This window comes from Tepidamorphus gemmatus (assembly GCF_004346195.1).
Classification (GTDB): Bacteria; Pseudomonadota; Alphaproteobacteria; order Rhizobiales; family Tepidamorphaceae; genus Tepidamorphus; species Tepidamorphus gemmatus.
Map to the genome: position 1 here is coordinate 125,721 of NZ_SMAK01000004.1, position 15,807 is coordinate 141,527.

The 15,807-nt window shown below is 65.7% G+C and carries 14 protein-coding genes; 5 read left to right on the plus strand and 9 right to left on the minus strand.

What is annotated here, in order from left to right:
• Positions 1 to 29 precede the first annotated feature (29 nt).
• The 4 genes from EDC22_RS08025 to ndk all read right to left on the minus strand — a co-directional run bounded on the left by EDC22_RS08025 (position 30) and on the right by ndk (position 3,900).
• Positions 30 to 713 (minus strand): hypothetical protein, encoded by a 684-nt coding sequence (locus EDC22_RS08025; protein ID WP_132806125.1) that lies wholly within the window; start codon positions 711 to 713, stop codon positions 30 to 32.
• A 64-nt stretch (positions 714 to 777) separates the two neighbouring features.
• The gene (locus EDC22_RS08030) at positions 778 to 1,194 is read right to left on the minus strand and encodes a hypothetical protein (protein ID WP_132806126.1); all 417 of its coding nucleotides are present in this window, start codon (positions 1,192 to 1,194) and stop codon (positions 778 to 780) included.
• Positions 1,169 to 3,259, minus strand: coding sequence for a molybdopterin oxidoreductase family protein (locus EDC22_RS08035; RefSeq protein WP_132806127.1), 2,091 nt, complete (start codon positions 3,257 to 3,259; stop codon positions 1,169 to 1,171). Before EDC22_RS08035 ends, EDC22_RS08030 begins: the two co-directional genes overlap by 26 nt.
• 218 nt (positions 3,260 to 3,477) lie before the next feature.
• Positions 3,478 to 3,900 carry a nucleoside-diphosphate kinase gene (gene ndk / locus EDC22_RS08040; RefSeq protein WP_132806128.1) on the minus strand — a complete coding sequence of 141 codons (423 nt, stop codon included), beginning with the start codon at positions 3,898 to 3,900 and terminating at the stop codon, positions 3,478 to 3,480.
• A 286-nt stretch (positions 3,901 to 4,186) separates the two neighbouring features.
• Between ndk and EDC22_RS08045 the strand changes: the two genes are divergently transcribed.
• Complete coding sequence (locus EDC22_RS08045; RefSeq protein WP_132806129.1) at positions 4,187 to 4,696, plus strand: DinB family protein; 510 nt, start codon at positions 4,187 to 4,189, stop codon at positions 4,694 to 4,696.
• 22 nt (positions 4,697 to 4,718) lie between these two features.
• On the opposite strand, the gene EDC22_RS08050 is transcribed toward EDC22_RS08045, so the two are convergent.
• From EDC22_RS08050 to EDC22_RS08060, 3 genes are all read right to left on the minus strand, one after another.
• Entirely contained in the window at positions 4,719 to 5,183 is a 465-nt protein-coding gene (locus EDC22_RS08050) for a hypothetical protein (RefSeq protein ID WP_132806130.1), read from the minus strand.
• Between the two features lie 88 nt (positions 5,184 to 5,271).
• Complete coding sequence (locus EDC22_RS08055) at positions 5,272 to 5,655, minus strand: hypothetical protein (protein WP_132806131.1); 384 nt, start codon at positions 5,653 to 5,655, stop codon at positions 5,272 to 5,274.
• Between the two features lie 81 nt (positions 5,656 to 5,736).
• Positions 5,737 to 6,558: a cyclase family protein gene (locus EDC22_RS08060; protein WP_132806132.1), complete on the minus strand. Its 822-nt coding sequence runs from the start codon at positions 6,556 to 6,558 to the stop codon at positions 5,737 to 5,739.
• A 150-nt stretch (positions 6,559 to 6,708) separates the two neighbouring features.
• On the opposite strand from EDC22_RS08060, the gene EDC22_RS08065 reads away from it, so the two are divergent.
• Positions 6,709 to 8,601 carry an ABC-F family ATP-binding cassette domain-containing protein gene (locus tag EDC22_RS08065; protein WP_132806133.1) on the plus strand — a complete coding sequence of 631 codons (1,893 nt, stop codon included), beginning with the start codon at positions 6,709 to 6,711 and terminating at the stop codon, positions 8,599 to 8,601.
• Between the two features lie 13 nt (positions 8,602 to 8,614).
• On the opposite strand, the gene EDC22_RS08070 is transcribed toward EDC22_RS08065, so the two are convergent.
• Both EDC22_RS08070 and EDC22_RS08075 read right to left on the minus strand, forming a co-directional pair.
• Entirely contained in the window at positions 8,615 to 9,064 is a 450-nt protein-coding gene (locus EDC22_RS08070; protein WP_132806134.1) for a DNA polymerase III subunit chi, read from the minus strand.
• Positions 9,065 to 9,154: 90 nt separating this feature from the next.
• Positions 9,155 to 10,666, minus strand: a complete 1,512-nt coding sequence (locus EDC22_RS08075; RefSeq protein WP_132806135.1) for a leucyl aminopeptidase — start codon at positions 10,664 to 10,666, stop codon at positions 9,155 to 9,157.
• A 220-nt stretch (positions 10,667 to 10,886) separates the two neighbouring features.
• Between EDC22_RS08075 and lptF the strand changes: the two genes are divergently transcribed.
• Genes lptF through EDC22_RS08090 form a run of 3 tightly spaced genes read left to right on the plus strand, consistent with a single transcriptional unit; the run spans position 10,887 to position 15,745 of the window.
• On the plus strand, positions 10,887 to 12,128 hold the full coding sequence (gene lptF / locus EDC22_RS08080; protein WP_132806136.1) for an LPS export ABC transporter permease LptF: 1,242 nt from the start codon (positions 10,887 to 10,889) through the stop codon (positions 12,126 to 12,128).
• Complete coding sequence (lptG, locus tag EDC22_RS08085) at positions 12,125 to 13,213, plus strand: LPS export ABC transporter permease LptG (protein WP_132806137.1); 1,089 nt, start codon at positions 12,125 to 12,127, stop codon at positions 13,211 to 13,213. Before lptF ends, lptG begins: the two co-directional genes overlap by 4 nt.
• On the plus strand, positions 13,214 to 15,745 hold the full coding sequence (locus tag EDC22_RS08090; RefSeq protein ID WP_132806138.1) for an LPS-assembly protein LptD: 2,532 nt from the start codon (positions 13,214 to 13,216) through the stop codon (positions 15,743 to 15,745).
• Positions 15,746 to 15,807: the final 62 nt, after the last annotated feature.

The window sequence follows — 15,807 nt, forward strand, 5'->3', positions numbered from 1 at the left end:
CAGAAGTCGAAGCGTCCGGCGAGCCCCGGTCATGCGCGCCACCGTTCGTAGAAATCGAACAGATAGGCGTATTTGCGATAGATCGCGGCCTCGATCGCGGGTGTCAGGTAACCCTCGAGTGGCACCTCCCGGCGGCTGCGATTGACATGCGGGAGCTGGTAACGGGCAAGGCTGTAGGGCGCAACCGCGTCGTGCAGTTCCGGTCCCAGGTTCTCGAACCTTATCCTGCGCAGGTTGTCTGGCGCCACGCCATCACGCGTCCAGAAGCGCTCGAACTCGTCCGCAGACCGCTTGAAGAACGGGAAGATCTCGACGAACTGCGCGAAATCACGCCGCTCGAGACACTCCTGCTGTGCCTGGCTGATTCGGACCGCGTTCTTGGCGTGGCGGGCGCACATATGCTCGCAATGGGAGACTTCGAGGTCGTACGGGTCCCGGATCGCAGCGATAACGAGCTTGAAGGAGGACAGACCGATCCCGCGCAGCGCGAGCTTCTCGCGCGCGTCATGCATGTCCTCGTGCCGGGCGCCCTCGATCAGCTCCAGCCGGGCGCGCACGTCGTCGAAGGCCAGCGTCTGCACGGCGTGATCGAAGGCACTGGCCGGCAGGTACATGTGCAGATCGCCGCGCAGATTGTTGAGCAGGAACCGCGTGATCGACATCCCGGCCATCTTCGGGACGTGGACGAACAGGATGTCTTCGGTGAACAGCATCGATCGCTCTGCACCCGGAGGCGGCCGCGCGCGGAACCAAGCGCGGCGGGCAGCTTGTCGTCTCCTATCTGCACTCCTCGACGGCAGCGTCCCAGCGCGACTTGATTGCCGCCACCGGCTTGCGCCACTGCACGACCCTACGCATCTCGTCCTCGTTCATCTGCGGCATGATCTTCGCGACGGTGCAGCGGCAGCCAGAGGTGATGTTGGCATACTGGCTGGCCATGCGGCTACCCTCGATCACGCAGTAGTCGATGAGCGCCAGGCGCGCCTCCTCGCCCAGCGGTAGTTGCGGCGCGGGCTGGGCCGTCGCCCCCGCACCTGCGAGTAGCCCGAGCGACACAGTCACAGCCGTGCCGAACAGCCAGAAACGCAGCAAGAACATACCCGAACCGAACCGCGACATCCGGTCAAACCCCTCTTTTGCAGCGGGAAGAATTCCGACGGGATCAATATCAAACCGCCCGCCGAAGCCAAACATGGTTGTCGTGGAAGGCAGCGCCGCCATAGGGCGCGACCGGATCGGCGCCGGTCAGCGTGTTGATGCCACGGCCGTCCTCGAAGGCGTCATTGGGCCAGATCCCTTCCGAGACGAGGACGCCGCGGCGAACCCCGTCGAAATGGCGGGCATGCAGGACGACCTCGCCCCGCGCGTTGCCCATCCGCACACGTTCCCCGTCGCCGATACCGAGCGCCACCGCATCATCCGGATGGACAAGCACCTGCGGGCGCCCTTCCCGCCGCCGTGAGCCTGGCGTCTCGTTGAAGGTCGAGTTGAGAAAGCCACGCGCCGGCGAGGTCGCAAGCCGGAACGGAAACGCCTCTGTTGCCGCTTCGGTCACCGCCCAGTGGTCCGGCAGTGCCGGCATCGAGGACCACGGCCCCATCGGGCCGTTATTGCTGGCGGCGACCCTGGTCCAGTCCGGACGGAAGCGGAACTTCCCGTCCGGATAGCCGAAGCCGTTCAGGTAGTGCGCGGTTTCGAAATCGGGCTGGAGGTCCGACCAGCGATCCGCCGCCAGCTTGTCCAACGTGCCGTACCCTGATGCCCTCAGCATCCAGTCGATATGCTCGCGGGCCGACATGCGGAAGCCGGGATGCTCGATGCCGAGGCGGCGGGCGAGCTCGATGTGGACGGCATGGTTCTCGCGCGCCTCGCCGGGCGCCTCGAGCAGCTTCGGGCCATAGATCAGGTACTGGTGACCGCCGCCCTTGTAGATATCGTCATGCTCCAGGAACATCGTCGCGGGCAGCACGATGTCGGCCATGCGGGCCGTTTCGGTCATGAACTGCTCATGGACGCAGACGAACAGATCCTCCCGTGCGAAGCCGGCCTTTACCTTCTCCTGCTCGGGAGCAACCGAAACCGGATTGGTGTTCTGGATCAGCATCGCAGTGACCGGCGGCCCGCCGCGCAGGGCATCCGCATCGCCGGTCAGCACCTGGCCGATGCGCGACTGGTCGAGCAGGCGCACCGACGGATCGCGCAGGTCGTGGCCCTCGATCATCGACTTGTCCAGCCGGTAGATCGCACCGTTGTTGTGGAAGGCGCCACCCCCCTCATACTGCCAGGCCCCGCTGACCGTCGCGATGCAGGTGGCCGCGTGCATGTTGACCGCCCCGTTGCGGCTGCGGGTGAAACCGTAGCCGAGACGGAAGAAGGTCTTGCGGTTCTCACCGACCAGACGGGCGAAAGCTTCGATCTCGGCGACCGGCAGACCGGTGATCCCTGCCGCCCACTCCGGGCTGCGCGACTTGAGATGCTGCTCGAGTTCATCGGGGCAGTCGGCGTATTTCGCGAGATAGTCGCGGTCCGCATAACCATCGCGGAACAGCACATGCATGACCGCGCAAGCCAGCGCGCCGTCTGTGCCCGGCTTCAGCAGCAGGGCCATGTCAGCCTGCCGCATGGTCTCCGTCATGTAGATGTCGATCGCGACGATCTTCGCGCCGCGCGTCTTGCGCGCCTTCGTTGCGTGGGTCATCACGTTGACCTGGGTCGCGACCGGATTGGTGCCCCAGATCACCACAACGTCGGCGAGGGCCATCTCGCGCGGATCGGGCCCGGCGAGCCGCCCGGTACCGGCGATGTAGCCGGTCCAGGCCATGTTGGTGCAGATCGTGTCGAACTGGCCGGAGTAGCGCCGCCCGTGGCGCAGGCGGTGGATGCCGTCGCGCTGCACCAGCCCCATGGTTCCCGCGTAGTAGTAGGGCCAGACGGTCTCGGCGCCGTGGCGGCGTTCGGCAGCCAGGAATTGCTCGGCGACGATGTCGAGCGCCTCGTCCCACGAAATCGGGGCGAATTGGCCGCTGCCCTTCGGCCCCACGCGCCGTAATGGTCTGAGCAGCCTTTCGGGATGATGAATGCGCTCGGCGTAGCGCGCGACCTTCTCGCAGATGACGCCGGCGGTGTAGGCGTTGTCCTTGGCGCCCCGCACGCGGCCTATCGTGCGGGCGTCGATCAGCTCGACCTCGAGCGCGCAGGTGGACGGGCAATCATGGGGACAGGCGGAATAGCCGATCCGGGGGGCGAGCGGCCTATTCATCGGGCATCCCTTCCTCGAAGGATAACGGGCGACCGTATGCCACGACACCCGAATTGAAAAGGCTGGCGTAAGCCGCGACCTGCCCACATGTTCGTCCCGGACGGCCGCAGGCCGATCCGGGACCAGGACAAAACCGGCAACCCGCCCCATGCGCCAAGATGCCGATTGGGCACCCGCTCCGGCCGCGATGACGCCGATTGGACGGCGGGCGGCCGCGCTCAGCCGACCAGTTCTTCCGGCTTGAAGACCTGGGCAATCTCCGCGGCGGCGTTCTCGGCGCTGTCGGAGCCGTGCACCGAGTTCCGCTCGATGTTCTCGGCGAACTCCCTGCGGATCGTGCCCGGCGCGGCATTCGCCGGATTGGTCGCGCCCATCACCTCGCGGTTCTTCGCCACCGCATTCTCGCCCTCGAGCACCTGCACGACGATCGGGCCGGAGGTCATGAAGGCAACGAGATCATTGAAGAACGGACGCTCCCTATGAACGGCATAGAACGCCTCGGCTTCGGCCTTCGACCAGCGGATGCGCTTCTGGGCGATGATCCTGAGGCCGGCCTCCTCCAGCTTCGCGATGATCTTGCCGGTGATGTTGCGGGCGGTGGCGTCAGGCTTGATGATGGACAAGGTGCGTTCGATCGCCATGGCGGCTCGACCTTCCTTCTGTTCGTTGCTGTTGCTTGCGGGATTTCCGCCCTGGGCGGTTCGGCGGGCTTATAGCCCGCTGCGCCCGGGGCGAGCAAGCCGGACTGCCGCGTCAGCGCCGGGCGCCAGCCATGCCGCCGCCGGGCGGGACAACGAGCCCCGAACCGCGAGTCATGCTCGCAGCGCGGCCATGGCCGGTGCCGGCCCGCTCCGCGGACCTTGCGAGGATCGACATTTATGTCAGTATTGCTGACCTAATCAGCGGGATCGACCTGGAGGACACGCCATGCACGCCCACTTCCGCATGATGTCGGGCTACAACGCCTGGGCCAATCAGCGGCTCTATGCTGCCGCCGCAGAGATGCCCGAGGAAGACTACCGGCGCGAATACGGAGCCTTCTTCGGGTCGGTGCACCGCACGCTGAATCATCTGCTGGGGGCCGACCGGATCTGGATGAAGCGATTCACCGGCACCGGCGAGGCGCCTGACCGGCTCGATGCGGTGCTGCACGATACCCTGCCCGCTCTGGCGGAGGCCCGCCGCGCCGAGGATGCCCGCATCATCGCCTATGTGGAAAGCCTCGACGACGCCGCCCTCGCGGGGCGCTTCCGCTATCGCACCATCTCGCGACCGACCGAGATCGAGCAGCCGCTGGCTCCAGCGTTGACGCACTTCTTCAACCACCAGACCCACCACCGCGGTCAGGTGCACTGCCTGATGACGCAGCTTGTCGGCAAGGCACCGGAGCTCGACCTGATCTTCTTCCAGCGGGAGACCGGTGTGGGCCTCAGGTGATCAGGCCCGGGCGCACCGCCGCTCAGCGACCCTGTGGACCGCCGGCGCCGCTTGCAATCGAGACCTTCTCGCCGCCCATGACCCTGCCGTCCGGGCCGACATAGACAAGCTGCAGAATGTCGGCCTGGTAGGGATGAGCGACGGTGAACCTGAGCCAGTTGTCCTTGCCTGTCGGCGGACATGCACCCGGGGTGATCGACACGACGACCCGCGCCGCCCGCAGGGAATCGATGACCCGCGGATAGGGCGGTGGGTCATCGAGCCGCGCACCGGCAAGGCCCCAGCAGGTGAGCTCGGGAGGCATCAGCGCGGCAACATGGACCGGGCGGCCGCCCGTCATGCCAGCCGGATCATCGGGGCCGATCACAAAGGCATGAGTGGCCCCCCAGAATGGTGGCCCCGCCTCGACGGACCCGCCAATGACAACCCCGCCAATGACAACGGCGGCGGCCGCGACCAGGGTTCCGGTCAACCACTTCAATGACATCTGCGCAAACTCCCGATGCAGGCGGCGAGACTATGCCATGACTCGCGGTGCGCCACGAGTGCGGCGACGCAGCGTCATGCGGGCACCGTCACTGGCTCTGGACGGCGACATTCTCGGTCTTGAGGATACGTCCGGACGGGTTGACGAAGAAGATCCGGATCATCTGATCGACGCCGGCGCCACCGACGGTGACGATACGTCGCACGATACGCGTGTCGGTGCAACCGAGCGGATTGGGTCCGATCACGATCGTCACGGGAACAACGAAGGGTGGAACTCTCTGACCCGCCGGCGCCGCCTGATGGGCCTCCAGCGCAGCCTGGCAGGTGTCGGAGGCATGGAAATTGGCATCCAGGCGTATCGGCCCGCCATAAGGGCCGTACAGGCGGGCGAAACTGCCCGGACCTGCGGCGCTCGCAGGCGCGGCGAGGACAGCTGCCAGGACAAGGATCACAAGTGTCGCACGTCGCATCTCTCGTATCCTTCCGGAAACGCAGCTCCCCACAGCCGCGGGTAACAGGACCGGCGGGATTGCCCGCCGATCCCGTCTACGTCAGACGAGCGCGATCAGACGACTCGGACCGCCGGTCGCTCCGACAATTTTCGGTGATCCGACCACCAGCGTGGCGCCGACGGCCGGCAGCGCATCGAGGTTGGCGACGCATTCCATCCCCCAGCGGCCGCTCGGCAGCCAGGTGTAGTGGGTCTTGAAGTCGGGGGACCCGCCGTAATCGAGCGACAGCGTGTCGACCGCCATGCCGACAACGTTGCGGTCGCGGATCATCATGTCGGCGGCCTCGGCATGGAACCCGGGGAAGTGCAACTTTCCCTCGCTGTCGGCATTGCGGAACTTGGCGGATCCCACCAGCGGCCCCCAGCCGGAATTCATGGCGACGCAGCAGCCGTCGGGAAGCCGGCCGTGAGCGCTTTCCCAGGCTGCGATGTCGTCCGGCGTGACCTGGTAGTCGGCATTCTCGGCCGCCTTCGCCTTCACGTCGATGATGGCCAGCGGCACCACCAGCTTCTCGATCTCGATCGACGAGGCGTCGGCACCGTCAGCGGAAAAGTGGATCGGCGCGTCCATGTGGGTGCCGGTATGCTCTACCAGATGCCAGCGGTTCATGTTGTAGCCGTCGGGGTCGAAGGTCGCCATCTTCTCGATCTCGAGCTGCGGCTCGCCGAAAAAGGTCGGAAAATCCGGCGGCAGCGGATGCGTCAGATCTACCACCCGCTCGAAGCTGATCGGCACAGCACGGGCCGGCGCAGTGGCGAGCGGCACGGTGGCCGCCGCCGCGGCGGCCGCGCCGATCCCCTTGAAGAAGCCGCGCCGGCTCAAGCGGCGCATCACCACGTCATGGCATCCTGGAACACACATCGGACCGATCCCCTTTCTGTGCCGTGTCGGTGCTATTACCGGCGCGTGCCGATGGGGAAGGACACTACCACAGACACGATCCGCTCCATACGGATCGACCCGCGACGCGTCGCCCTTGCCGTCGTCCCCGTTGGACGGCAAAACACGCACATGCTGCAGATCACCGACCTCACCTACCGGATCGCCGGACGCACCCTGTTCGACAAGGCCTCCATCACCTTGCCGACCGGGACGCGCGCGGGCCTGGTCGGCCGTAACGGCACGGGAAAGACGACGCTCTTCGGGTTGCTGAAGGGGCAGATCTCGGCGGAATCCGGGTCGATATCCTTGCCGGTTCGCGCGCGGATCTGCAGCGTCGAGCAGGAGGCGCCGGAAGGGCCGACCCGCCTGATCGACTTTGTGCTGTCGGCCGACACCGAACGGGCGCGACTGCTCGCAGAGGCGGAGACGACCGCCGACGGTGCGCGGATCGGCGAAATCCACGCGCGCCTCGCGGAGATCGACGCCTATTCGGCGGAGGCGCGCGCGGCGCGCATCCTGTCGGGGCTGGGCTTCGATGATGCCGCACAGAAGCGGCCGCTGCACAGCTTCTCCGGCGGCTGGCGGATGCGCGTGGCGCTCGCTGCCGTGCTGTTCACCGAGCCTGACCTGCTGCTCCTCGACGAGCCGACCAACTATCTCGACCTCGAGGGCACGCTGTGGCTCGAGACCTACCTGTCGCGCTACCCGCACACGCTGATCGTCATCAGCCACGACCGCGATCTGCTCAACACGGCCGTGGACACGATCATCCATCTCGACCAAGGCAAGCTCGTTCCCTATCGCGGCTCGTACGACCAGTTCGAGCGGCAGCGCCGGGAGAAGCAGGTGCTGGCCGAGAAGCAGGCCCGCAAGCTTGACGAACAGCGCAGACACATGCAGGCCTTCATCGACCGCTTCCGCTACAAGGCCTCGAAGGCGCGTCAGGCGCAGAGCCGGCTGAAGGCGCTGGCAAGGCTCGAGCCGGTCGCCGCGATCATTGACGAGCACGTGCAGCCCTTCAGGTTTCCCTCGCCGGAGAAGCCGCTCGCCTCGCCGCTGATCGTGCTGGATCGTGTCGAGGTCGGCTATGGCGGGCCGCCGGTCCTGACCCGTCTCGATCTCCGGCTCGATCATGACGACCGGATCGGCCTGCTTGGCGCCAACGGCAATGGCAAGAGCACCTTTGCCAAGCTCCTGTCGAAGCGGCTGAAGGCAAGCGGCGGCAGGATCGTCGCCGCGGAAAAGATGAAGGTCGGCTACTTCGCCCAGCACCAGCTCGACGAGGTGTCGCCCGATCTGACGCCCTACGACCACGTCCGCCGCATCATGCCGCAGGCTGCCGAGTCCGTGGTGCGCTCCAAGGTGGCGCAGTTCGGGTTCGGGGCCGACAAGGCGGATGTGCCGGCACGCAACCTGTCGGGCGGCGAAAAGGCACGCCTGATGCTGGGGCTGGCGACGCACGATGCGCCACACCTGCTGATCCTGGACGAGCCGACCAACCATCTCGACGTCGACGCTCGCGAGGCGCTGGTCAGGGCGCTTGCCGAATATGAAGGCGCGGTCATCCTGATCAGCCACGACCGGCACCTGATCGAGACGACCGCCGACAGGCTGTGGCTGGTCGCGGGCGGCACCGTCAGGCCCTATGACGGAGACCTCGAGGATTACCGCCGGCTGGTCCTGTCCGGTGAGATCGACCAGCAACCCGGCAGACCACCGCGCAAGACCGCGGCGTCGGCGCCGATCGACGCCGCCGCGCGCCGGCGCAGCGCCGCGCAGCGACGCAGCGAGCTCGAACCGCTGCGCCAGCGCGTGAAATCGGCCGAGAAGGCCGTCGAAGCGTACACAAAGAAGCTCGAGGACCTGGACCGGCGGTTGGCCGACCCGACCCTTTTCGCACGCGACCCGGAGAAGGGCGCGGAACTCGCCCGGGAGCGGGCGCGGTCGGCGGCAGCCCTGGCCAGGGCGGAAGAGGAGTGGCTCGCCGCCGGCGCTGCGCTCGAGGAACTGGCCGGCGGATAGCGTGCTGGCGGGGTTAGACCTTGCGCTCCCACCTGCCTGTGTCGGACAGCTGCCAGTAGGAGACCTCGTGCCCCGCGGCCTTCGCCCGCTTCCAGTGCTCGCGCGCTTCGGCAAGCGCCTCGGCGTCGCGGCCGTCGAAAACGAAGACGACCCGCAGGTAGCCCGCGAGATCGGGCGGATCGGCCCGGTCGACGAGGAACCGCACCGTGGCCTCGTTGGGGTTCTCCGGTCCGGTGGTCAGATAGACCGGCTGCCGGTGGGCGTCGCCGTCGGCGACCGTTCCATGCGGCAGGAACGAGTCCTTGCGGTAGGTCCACAGATGACCGTCGAGAACCTCCAGGCGCTCGGCCGAACCGACCTGCACGACCGCCTTCCAGCCGCGCGCGAGGCACTTCTCCAGGAGTGACGGCAGTACCGCTTCCAGTGGCCTGCGCTCGAGGTGATAGAACCAGACTTCGGCCATCGCACGGCCTCCTGTGCAGGCTGCCACCGCGATGGGCGGCGAGCCGCCGCGGCCGCCCCGGGAGTGCGCCGCAGAGGGCGCCCGGCGCGACTACCCCTCGTAGTGGTCAGCGACCAGCCTGTCGAGCAGGCGAACGCCGAAACCGGAAGCCCAACTCTTGTTGGTGTCGGTCTGGGGCGACTCCATCGCCGTTCCGGCAATGTCGAGATGTGCCCAGGCTACTCCCTCCTGAATGAAGCGTTGCAGGAACTGGGCAGCGGTGATCGAACCGGCCCAGCGCCCGCCGGTGTTCTTCATGTCGGCGAACTTCGAGTCGATCAGCTTGTCGTATTCCCTGGCGAGCGGCATTCGCCACACCCTCTCGCCGGTCGCCTCGCCGGCGGCCGTGAGGCGCGCGGCGAGCTCATCGTCGTTGGAGAAAAGGCCCGCATAATGATGGCCGAGCGCGACGATGATCGCGCCGGTGAGGGTCGCCAGATCGACAATGAAGGCCGGCTTGAACTCCTTCTGCACGTAGGTGAGCACATCGGCAAGGACGAGCCGGCCTTCCGCGTCGGTGTTGATCACCTCGATCGTCTGCTTCGACATCGAGGTAACGATATCGCCCGGCCGCTGCGCCTTGCCGTCGGGCATGTTCTCGACGATCCCGATGACCCCGACCGCGTCGACCTTGGCCTTGCGGGCGGCAAGCGCATGCATGAGACCGACGACGCAGGCGGCACCGGCCATGTCGCCCTTCATGTCCTCCATGCCCGCCGCCGGCTTGATCGATATTCCGCCGGTATCGAAGACGACGCCCTTGCCGACGAACACGACGGGCTTCTTCTTCGATCCCTTGCCCGCGCCGTTCCAGCGCATCACGACCAGGCGGCTCCCGCGCTCGCTCCCCTGACCGACGGCCAGCAGCGCATTCATGCCACGCCGTGCCATGTCCTTCTCGGTGAGCACGGTGACGTCAACGCCCAGCGCGGCAAGTTCCTTCGCCCTTGCGGCGAACTCTTGCGGCCCGAGCACATTGGCAGGTTCGTTGACTAGATCGCGGGCCAGCAGCGTGCCGTCGCTGACGGCGTCCAGAACCGCGAAGGCCTTCTTCGCCCTGCGAGGATCTGCCGTGGCGATGATGATCCGGCGCGGGGCCCTCTTCGGCGTGTCATCGTCGCTGCGTCGGCTCTTGTACTTGTCGAAACGGTAGGCGCCGAGCTTGGCGCCGCAGGCGAAGGCCGCTGCGGCATCGGGGCCGACCTCTTCACCATCGGGACGTTCGATCAGCACGGTCGCCAGCTCGGCGCTGTCGGCGAGGCGCGCGCAGACCGCGCCGCCGAGCGCGCTCCACTCCGCGTCGGTCAGTTTCGCGGGATCTCCGAGGCCGGCGATCAGCACCCTGTCGACGGTGAGTCCCGTCGGCGCATAGATATCGACGAAGCTCTTCGACTTGCCCTTGAAGTCGGCAGCCTGCGCCGCCCGGCCCAGACTGCCGCCGGCGGCCTCGTCCAGGGCACGGCCGAACGGTCCGAACGCCGCGCCGTCCCCCGCGAGCACCACGACGATGCCGGTTGCCGGCAGGGCCGGCTTCTCAAAGCTCATTCTGGGCAGTTCAGCCATTTCGAGCACGCCTCGGATTGGTACCTACGGTTCAATTATGTTACAGGTTCTTTCAAGCACTTGATCGCGTCCGTGTCCCCCCATACACCATTCGGGGGATCGGAGCGAGGGTCGCGCCGGCAGGATTGGCCACGCTTCGGGCCAATTCTCGCCACCAACTGCCGATAGCGATGCCGGCCGCCGCCAGGCGGCGGCCGGATGAAGAGACACGAAGGCAGCGATGAACACGATCGGAAGATACATCTTCAGGATCGTCGCGGGAGCGTTCGTGATCTCGCTTGCCGTGCTGACCGGCGTCGTCTGGGTGACCCAGGCCCTGAGGGAGATCGACCTCATCACCACCAAGGGCCAGACGCTGTGGCTGTTCCTCTACATGACGGTGCTGGCGCTGCCGGCACTGATCATGGTGATCGCTCCGGTGGCGCTGTTCATCGCGTGCGTCTATGCGCTCAACCGGATCAATGCGGACAGTGAACTCGTTGTCGTGAACGCCGCCGGCGCCTCACCCAAGGTCATCTACAAGCCGTTCATCATCCTCGGCCTGATCGTCACGCTGCTGACCGGCAGCATCAGTCTCGTGGTGATGCCGGAGAGCGCCCGAGCGCTGCGCAGCACGATCGCCAACATCCGCGCCGACGTCCTGACCTACATCGTCGTCGAGGGGCTGTTCACCAGCGTCGAGCAGGGGTTGACCTTCCACATCCGCGCACGCGCGCCGGACGGCACACTGCTCGGACTGCTGGTCAACGACGAACGCAATCCGGCCCGGATGATGACGTACCTCGCCGAGGAAGGCCGCATCGTCCGCACCGGCGAGCGGGCCTATCTGGTCATGCTCAATGGCAGCATGCAGCAACAGGAAGGCAGCCCCGAAGAGATAACGGTCATCCGGTTCGACCGGTATGTCTTCGACCTGTCGGAACTGACGGTCGGCAGCGGCACGGTCGAATACCGGCCGCGCGAGATGCGCATGTCGGAGCTGCTCTCGCCCAATCCCGAGGACAGCTACTATCAGCGGTTTCCGGGGAAATTCCGTGCCGAGATCCACGAGCGGCTCTCCAGCATCCTCTATCCGCTGGCCTTCGTCTTCATTTCCCTGGCGACGCTCGGTCATCCGCGCACCAACCGGACCGGGCGCGGCCATTCGATACTGGTTGCGATCATCGCGGTGTCGGCCCTGCGTACCGTGGGCTTCGGCGCCAGCAACCTCGCGGCCCGCGAGGCCTGGGCGGTCGTGCCGATGTACGCGCTGCCTGCCGCCGCGATCGTGCTGGCCGCTTGGATGGCCTTCGGTCACGGGCGCTCCCTCACCCGCTTGCTCGAGTCGCTGCCCAACATGCGGCTCGGCGCCGAGGACTTCACGTGGTCGGGCGCCATGCGCAACATCCGCGCGATGGCGGGCGCCGTCGCGCGCGCCGTCCAGCGGTTTGCTCCGCTGCGCGAAGGGAGGGCGGCGCGATGAGCACCAGCACGATGATGCGCTACGTGTCGCGGCGCTACGTGCTCAATCTGGCCGGTGTGTTCGGAACCTGCCTCGCACTCATCTTCCTGATCGATTCGGTGGAGAACCTGCGCCGGGCGGGCAACCATGACGTGAGCTTCGGCACGGTTCTGCTGCTGTCTCTCTACCGGCTCCCCTCGCTCTCGGAGCTTGTGCTGCCCTTTGCCGTGCTGTTCGCCGCGATGGCGACCTTCCTGATGCTGACGAAGTCCCTGGAACTGGTCGTCGCGCGCTCGGTCGGCGTGTCGGTGTGGCAGTTCAGTGCACCGGTTGTCTTCATCACCCTCATCGTCGGCATCGCCGCCACGACGCTCTACAATCCCCTCGCCGCCAACTTCAAGGCACGGCACGAGGCGTTGTTCGAGGAGGCCTTCGGCGATTCGGCGGTTCCGTTCGGCGGCGCCGGGGTCTCGTTGTGGCTGCGCCAGGATGGTGTCGACGGGCAGTCGGTGCTGCGCGCGCGCCGCGCCTCGGCCGACGGACTGAAGCTGCGGCACGTCACCGCCATCGTCTTCGACAGCAATGGCGGCTTCGCCGAGCGCGTCGAGGCGCGCAACGCGGTTCTGGAGGAGGGACGCTGGCGCCTGAATGCGGCTTGGCTGATCCAGCCCGGCCGGCCGCCGGAGTACCACAAGTCCTATCTGCTCAGCACCTATCTCACCCGCGAGCAGGTGTCGGAGCGGCTGGCATCTGCGCAGTCGATCTCGTTCTGGGACCTGCCCAGCCAGATCGAGATCGCGCAACGGGCCGGCCTGCCGGCCGTCCAGTACCGGCTGCAGTACCAGTCGCTCTTAGCACGGCCTTTACTCCTGTGCGCGATGGTGCTTATCGCGGCCACGGTATCGCTCCGAGTGTTCCGTTTCGGCAATATCGGGCGGATGATTCTGGGTGGCGTGGTCGCGGGCTTCGTGCTTTATGTGGTTTCCAACTTCGTGAGGGACCTCGGGACCGCGGGGGCGGTCACGCCGGTAGCGGCTGCATGGACGCCGGCTCTTGTGACCATGCTGCTGGGGACGACAGTGTTGTTGTATCAGGAAGACGGCTAGATGGCCTCCGGTCAGCGTATCGACGACCGTCAGATCATCGCCAGGCCGCGCAGCCTCGTCTTGGCCGCGTCGGTGGCCATGCTGTCGGGCCTGCTCGTGGCAGGCGCGCCGGTGCATGCCCAGTCGATCGGAATGACCCCCTTCGATCAGGCGGTCGCAAGCGATCCGGATGCACGCATGCTTCTGGAGGCCGACGAGCTCATCTACGATATCGACAACGACATCGTCTCAGCTGCCGGCTCGGTCGACATCTACTATCGCGGCTACACGATCGAGACCGATCGTGTCGACTACGACCAGCGCAGCGGCCGCGTCTTCGCGCGCGGCAACGTCAAGCTGACCCAGCCGGACGGCAACGTCATCTATGCCGATGAGGTCGAGCTGACCGACGATTTCCGCGACGGCTTCGTCACGGAGCTGACGCTGGTAACCACCGAGGACGCACGGTTCGCCGCGCGCTCGGCCGAGCGCTTCGACGACAACGTGACCGTCTTCAACCGGGGTGTCTACACCGCCTGCGCGCCATGCGAGGAAGATCCAAGTCGGCCTCCGTTCTGGCAAATCAAAGCGAAGAAGATCATACACAACAAGCAGGAACAGACCGTCTACTACGAGGACGCGTCGTTCGAGCTGTTCGGACTGCCGATCGCCTATCTGCCCTACTTCAGCCATCCGGATCCAACGGTGAAGCAGCGGTCAGGATTTCTCCGGCCGACCAGCATCTATGACGAGGATCTGGGGCTCGGGGTCAAGATCCCGTACTACTTTGCTCTCGCGCCGGACTACGACCTGACCGTCGCCGTCACGCCGTACACGCGGCAAGGACCGCTCGGCTCGTTCCAGTGGCGACAGCGCTTCGAAAAGGGCAGCTACGAAATCGTCGGGGCCGGCATCCACCAGCTCGATCCCGACGCCTTCCTGCTCTACAACAAGGGGGTTCTCAACCCCTTGCAGCCCATTGACGCCGAGGTCGAGAATCGCGGCGCGCTGCAGACAACCGGCAGGTTCGAGATCAACAGCTTCTGGAAGTGGGGCTGGCAAGGTACGCTGATGTCCGACGAGACATTCCTGCGCACCTACAATCTGACCGATGATCTGGAGACCCGCGACCAGCTGTATCTGACGGGACAGAGCGCACGAAACTGGTTCGACGCGCGCCTCCTCCACTATCAGATCTTCTCGGACCAGTGGCAGATCAACGACAATGCGCAGCCGTTCGTGCATCCGGTCGTCGACTACAACTACATCTTCGGAGAACCGGTTCTCGGCGGGCAGCTGTCATTCGATACCAACTTCTACAGCCTGACCCGGACCGACGCGGAGTTCGCGCCGAATTTCCAGGGTGTCAGCTCGAATACCGCCGAGTACTGCCCGTACGGCCTGGCCAACAATCTGAACCTGTTCGCCCGCGTGAACCCGGTGTTCTACGATCAGATCGCCCGCAAGATCAATCCTTATGCCTGCAGCCTCGTCGGCACGCCGGGAACGAGCACGCGGCTGATTGCCGAAACGAGCTGGGAGCGGACCTTCGTCCACGACAGCGGACAGATTTTCAAGCCGTTCGCTTCGTTGCGTGGCGATGTCTATTCGGTAGACGTCGACGATCCATATCTGGACGGTTCCTTCACCACCACGCCGGTTCTGGACCGTTTCCTGCCGGACGGGGAGAATACCTATGTGCGCGGCATGGCGGCTGTCGGTCTGGAGTACCGCTATCCGATCCTCGTGACGGGCGACTGGGGATATCAGGTATTCGAGCCGATCGCGCAGATCTATGCCCGTCCCGACGCGCAGCACAATGTCGACATTCCGAACAACGATGCACTGAGCTTCGTCTTCGACGACACGAATCTCTTCGAAGTCGACAAATTCTCAGGCTATGACCGCATGGACGGTGGCACTCGCGCAAATGTCGGTGTCAAATATACCACCCATACCAATAACGGCATGCAGATCGGAGCCGTCTTCGGGCAGTCGTATCACCTCGCCGGCGAGAACCCCTATCCTGTCGGATCCGGCCTTGAGACAGATGCGTCGGACTTCGTGACTGCCCTCTATTTCTCGCCGATTTCCTCGTTGCAGATCGTCAACCGGCTCCGTCTGGACAATACCGACCTGTCCACCAAGCGCTACGATCTCGAGGTCAGCGGGACAGTGGGCATGCTGCAGTCCAGCGTGATCTATTCGAACATCGCGGCCGACCCCCAGCAGGGAATCATCGACGATCGCGAGGAGATCCAGGGCCTCGGCACCCTGCGCCTCAATCCGAACTGGAAGATCTGGGCCGGCGGTCGTTACGAGATCTCCGGCTCGCAGTCGTCCAACCTTCCGCAGACCTCTCCGCAGTGGATCTCCACGAGCTTCGGCTTCGGGTACGAGAACGAGTGCGTGACCCTCGCGATCGGCTACGAACGCCAGTACATCCGCGATCAGGAACTGCTGCCCGACGAGCGGATCATGTTCCAGTTCGCGCTGCGCACGCTGACTGAGGGCAGGTTCCGGACGACCGTCGCCTCCGACCCCAGCCGTTAGGCGTGCAGGACCGTCGCCGGCAGCTCGTGGCGGACTGGGCCATACGTCTGCCATAATGCACC

What these genes read in the sequence shown, in the direction of transcription:
- EDC22_RS08025 (WP_132806125.1), bottom strand. Translation starts at nt 713, where the DNA reads ATGCTGTTCACCGAAGACATCCTGTTCGTCCACGTCCCGAAGATGGCC.
- EDC22_RS08030 (WP_132806126.1), bottom strand. Translation starts at nt 1,194, where the DNA reads ATGTTTGGCTTCGGCGGGCGGTTTGATATTGATCCCGTCGGAATTCTT.
- EDC22_RS08035 (WP_132806127.1), bottom strand. Translation starts at nt 3,259, where the DNA reads ATGAATAGGCCGCTCGCCCCCCGGATCGGCTATTCCGCCTGTCCCCAT.
- ndk (WP_132806128.1), bottom strand. Translation starts at nt 3,900, where the DNA reads ATGGCGATCGAACGCACCTTGTCCATCATCAAGCCTGACGCCACCGCC.
- EDC22_RS08045 (WP_132806129.1), top strand. Translation starts at nt 4,187, where the DNA reads ATGCACGCCCACTTCCGCATGATGTCGGGCTACAACGCCTGGGCCAAT.
- EDC22_RS08050 (WP_132806130.1), bottom strand. Translation starts at nt 5,183, where the DNA reads ATGTCATTGAAGTGGTTGACCGGAACCCTGGTCGCGGCCGCCGCCGTT.
- EDC22_RS08055 (WP_132806131.1), bottom strand. Translation starts at nt 5,655, where the DNA reads ATGCGACGTGCGACACTTGTGATCCTTGTCCTGGCAGCTGTCCTCGCC.
- EDC22_RS08060 (WP_132806132.1), bottom strand. Translation starts at nt 6,558, where the DNA reads ATGTGTGTTCCAGGATGCCATGACGTGGTGATGCGCCGCTTGAGCCGG.
- EDC22_RS08065 (WP_132806133.1), top strand. Translation starts at nt 6,709, where the DNA reads ATGCTGCAGATCACCGACCTCACCTACCGGATCGCCGGACGCACCCTG.
- EDC22_RS08070 (WP_132806134.1), bottom strand. Translation starts at nt 9,064, where the DNA reads ATGGCCGAAGTCTGGTTCTATCACCTCGAGCGCAGGCCACTGGAAGCG.
- EDC22_RS08075 (WP_132806135.1), bottom strand. Translation starts at nt 10,666, where the DNA reads ATGGCTGAACTGCCCAGAATGAGCTTTGAGAAGCCGGCCCTGCCGGCA.
- lptF (WP_132806136.1), top strand. Translation starts at nt 10,887, where the DNA reads ATGAACACGATCGGAAGATACATCTTCAGGATCGTCGCGGGAGCGTTC.
- lptG (WP_132806137.1), top strand. Translation starts at nt 12,125, where the DNA reads ATGAGCACCAGCACGATGATGCGCTACGTGTCGCGGCGCTACGTGCTC.
- EDC22_RS08090 (WP_132806138.1), top strand. Translation starts at nt 13,214, where the DNA reads ATGGCCTCCGGTCAGCGTATCGACGACCGTCAGATCATCGCCAGGCCG.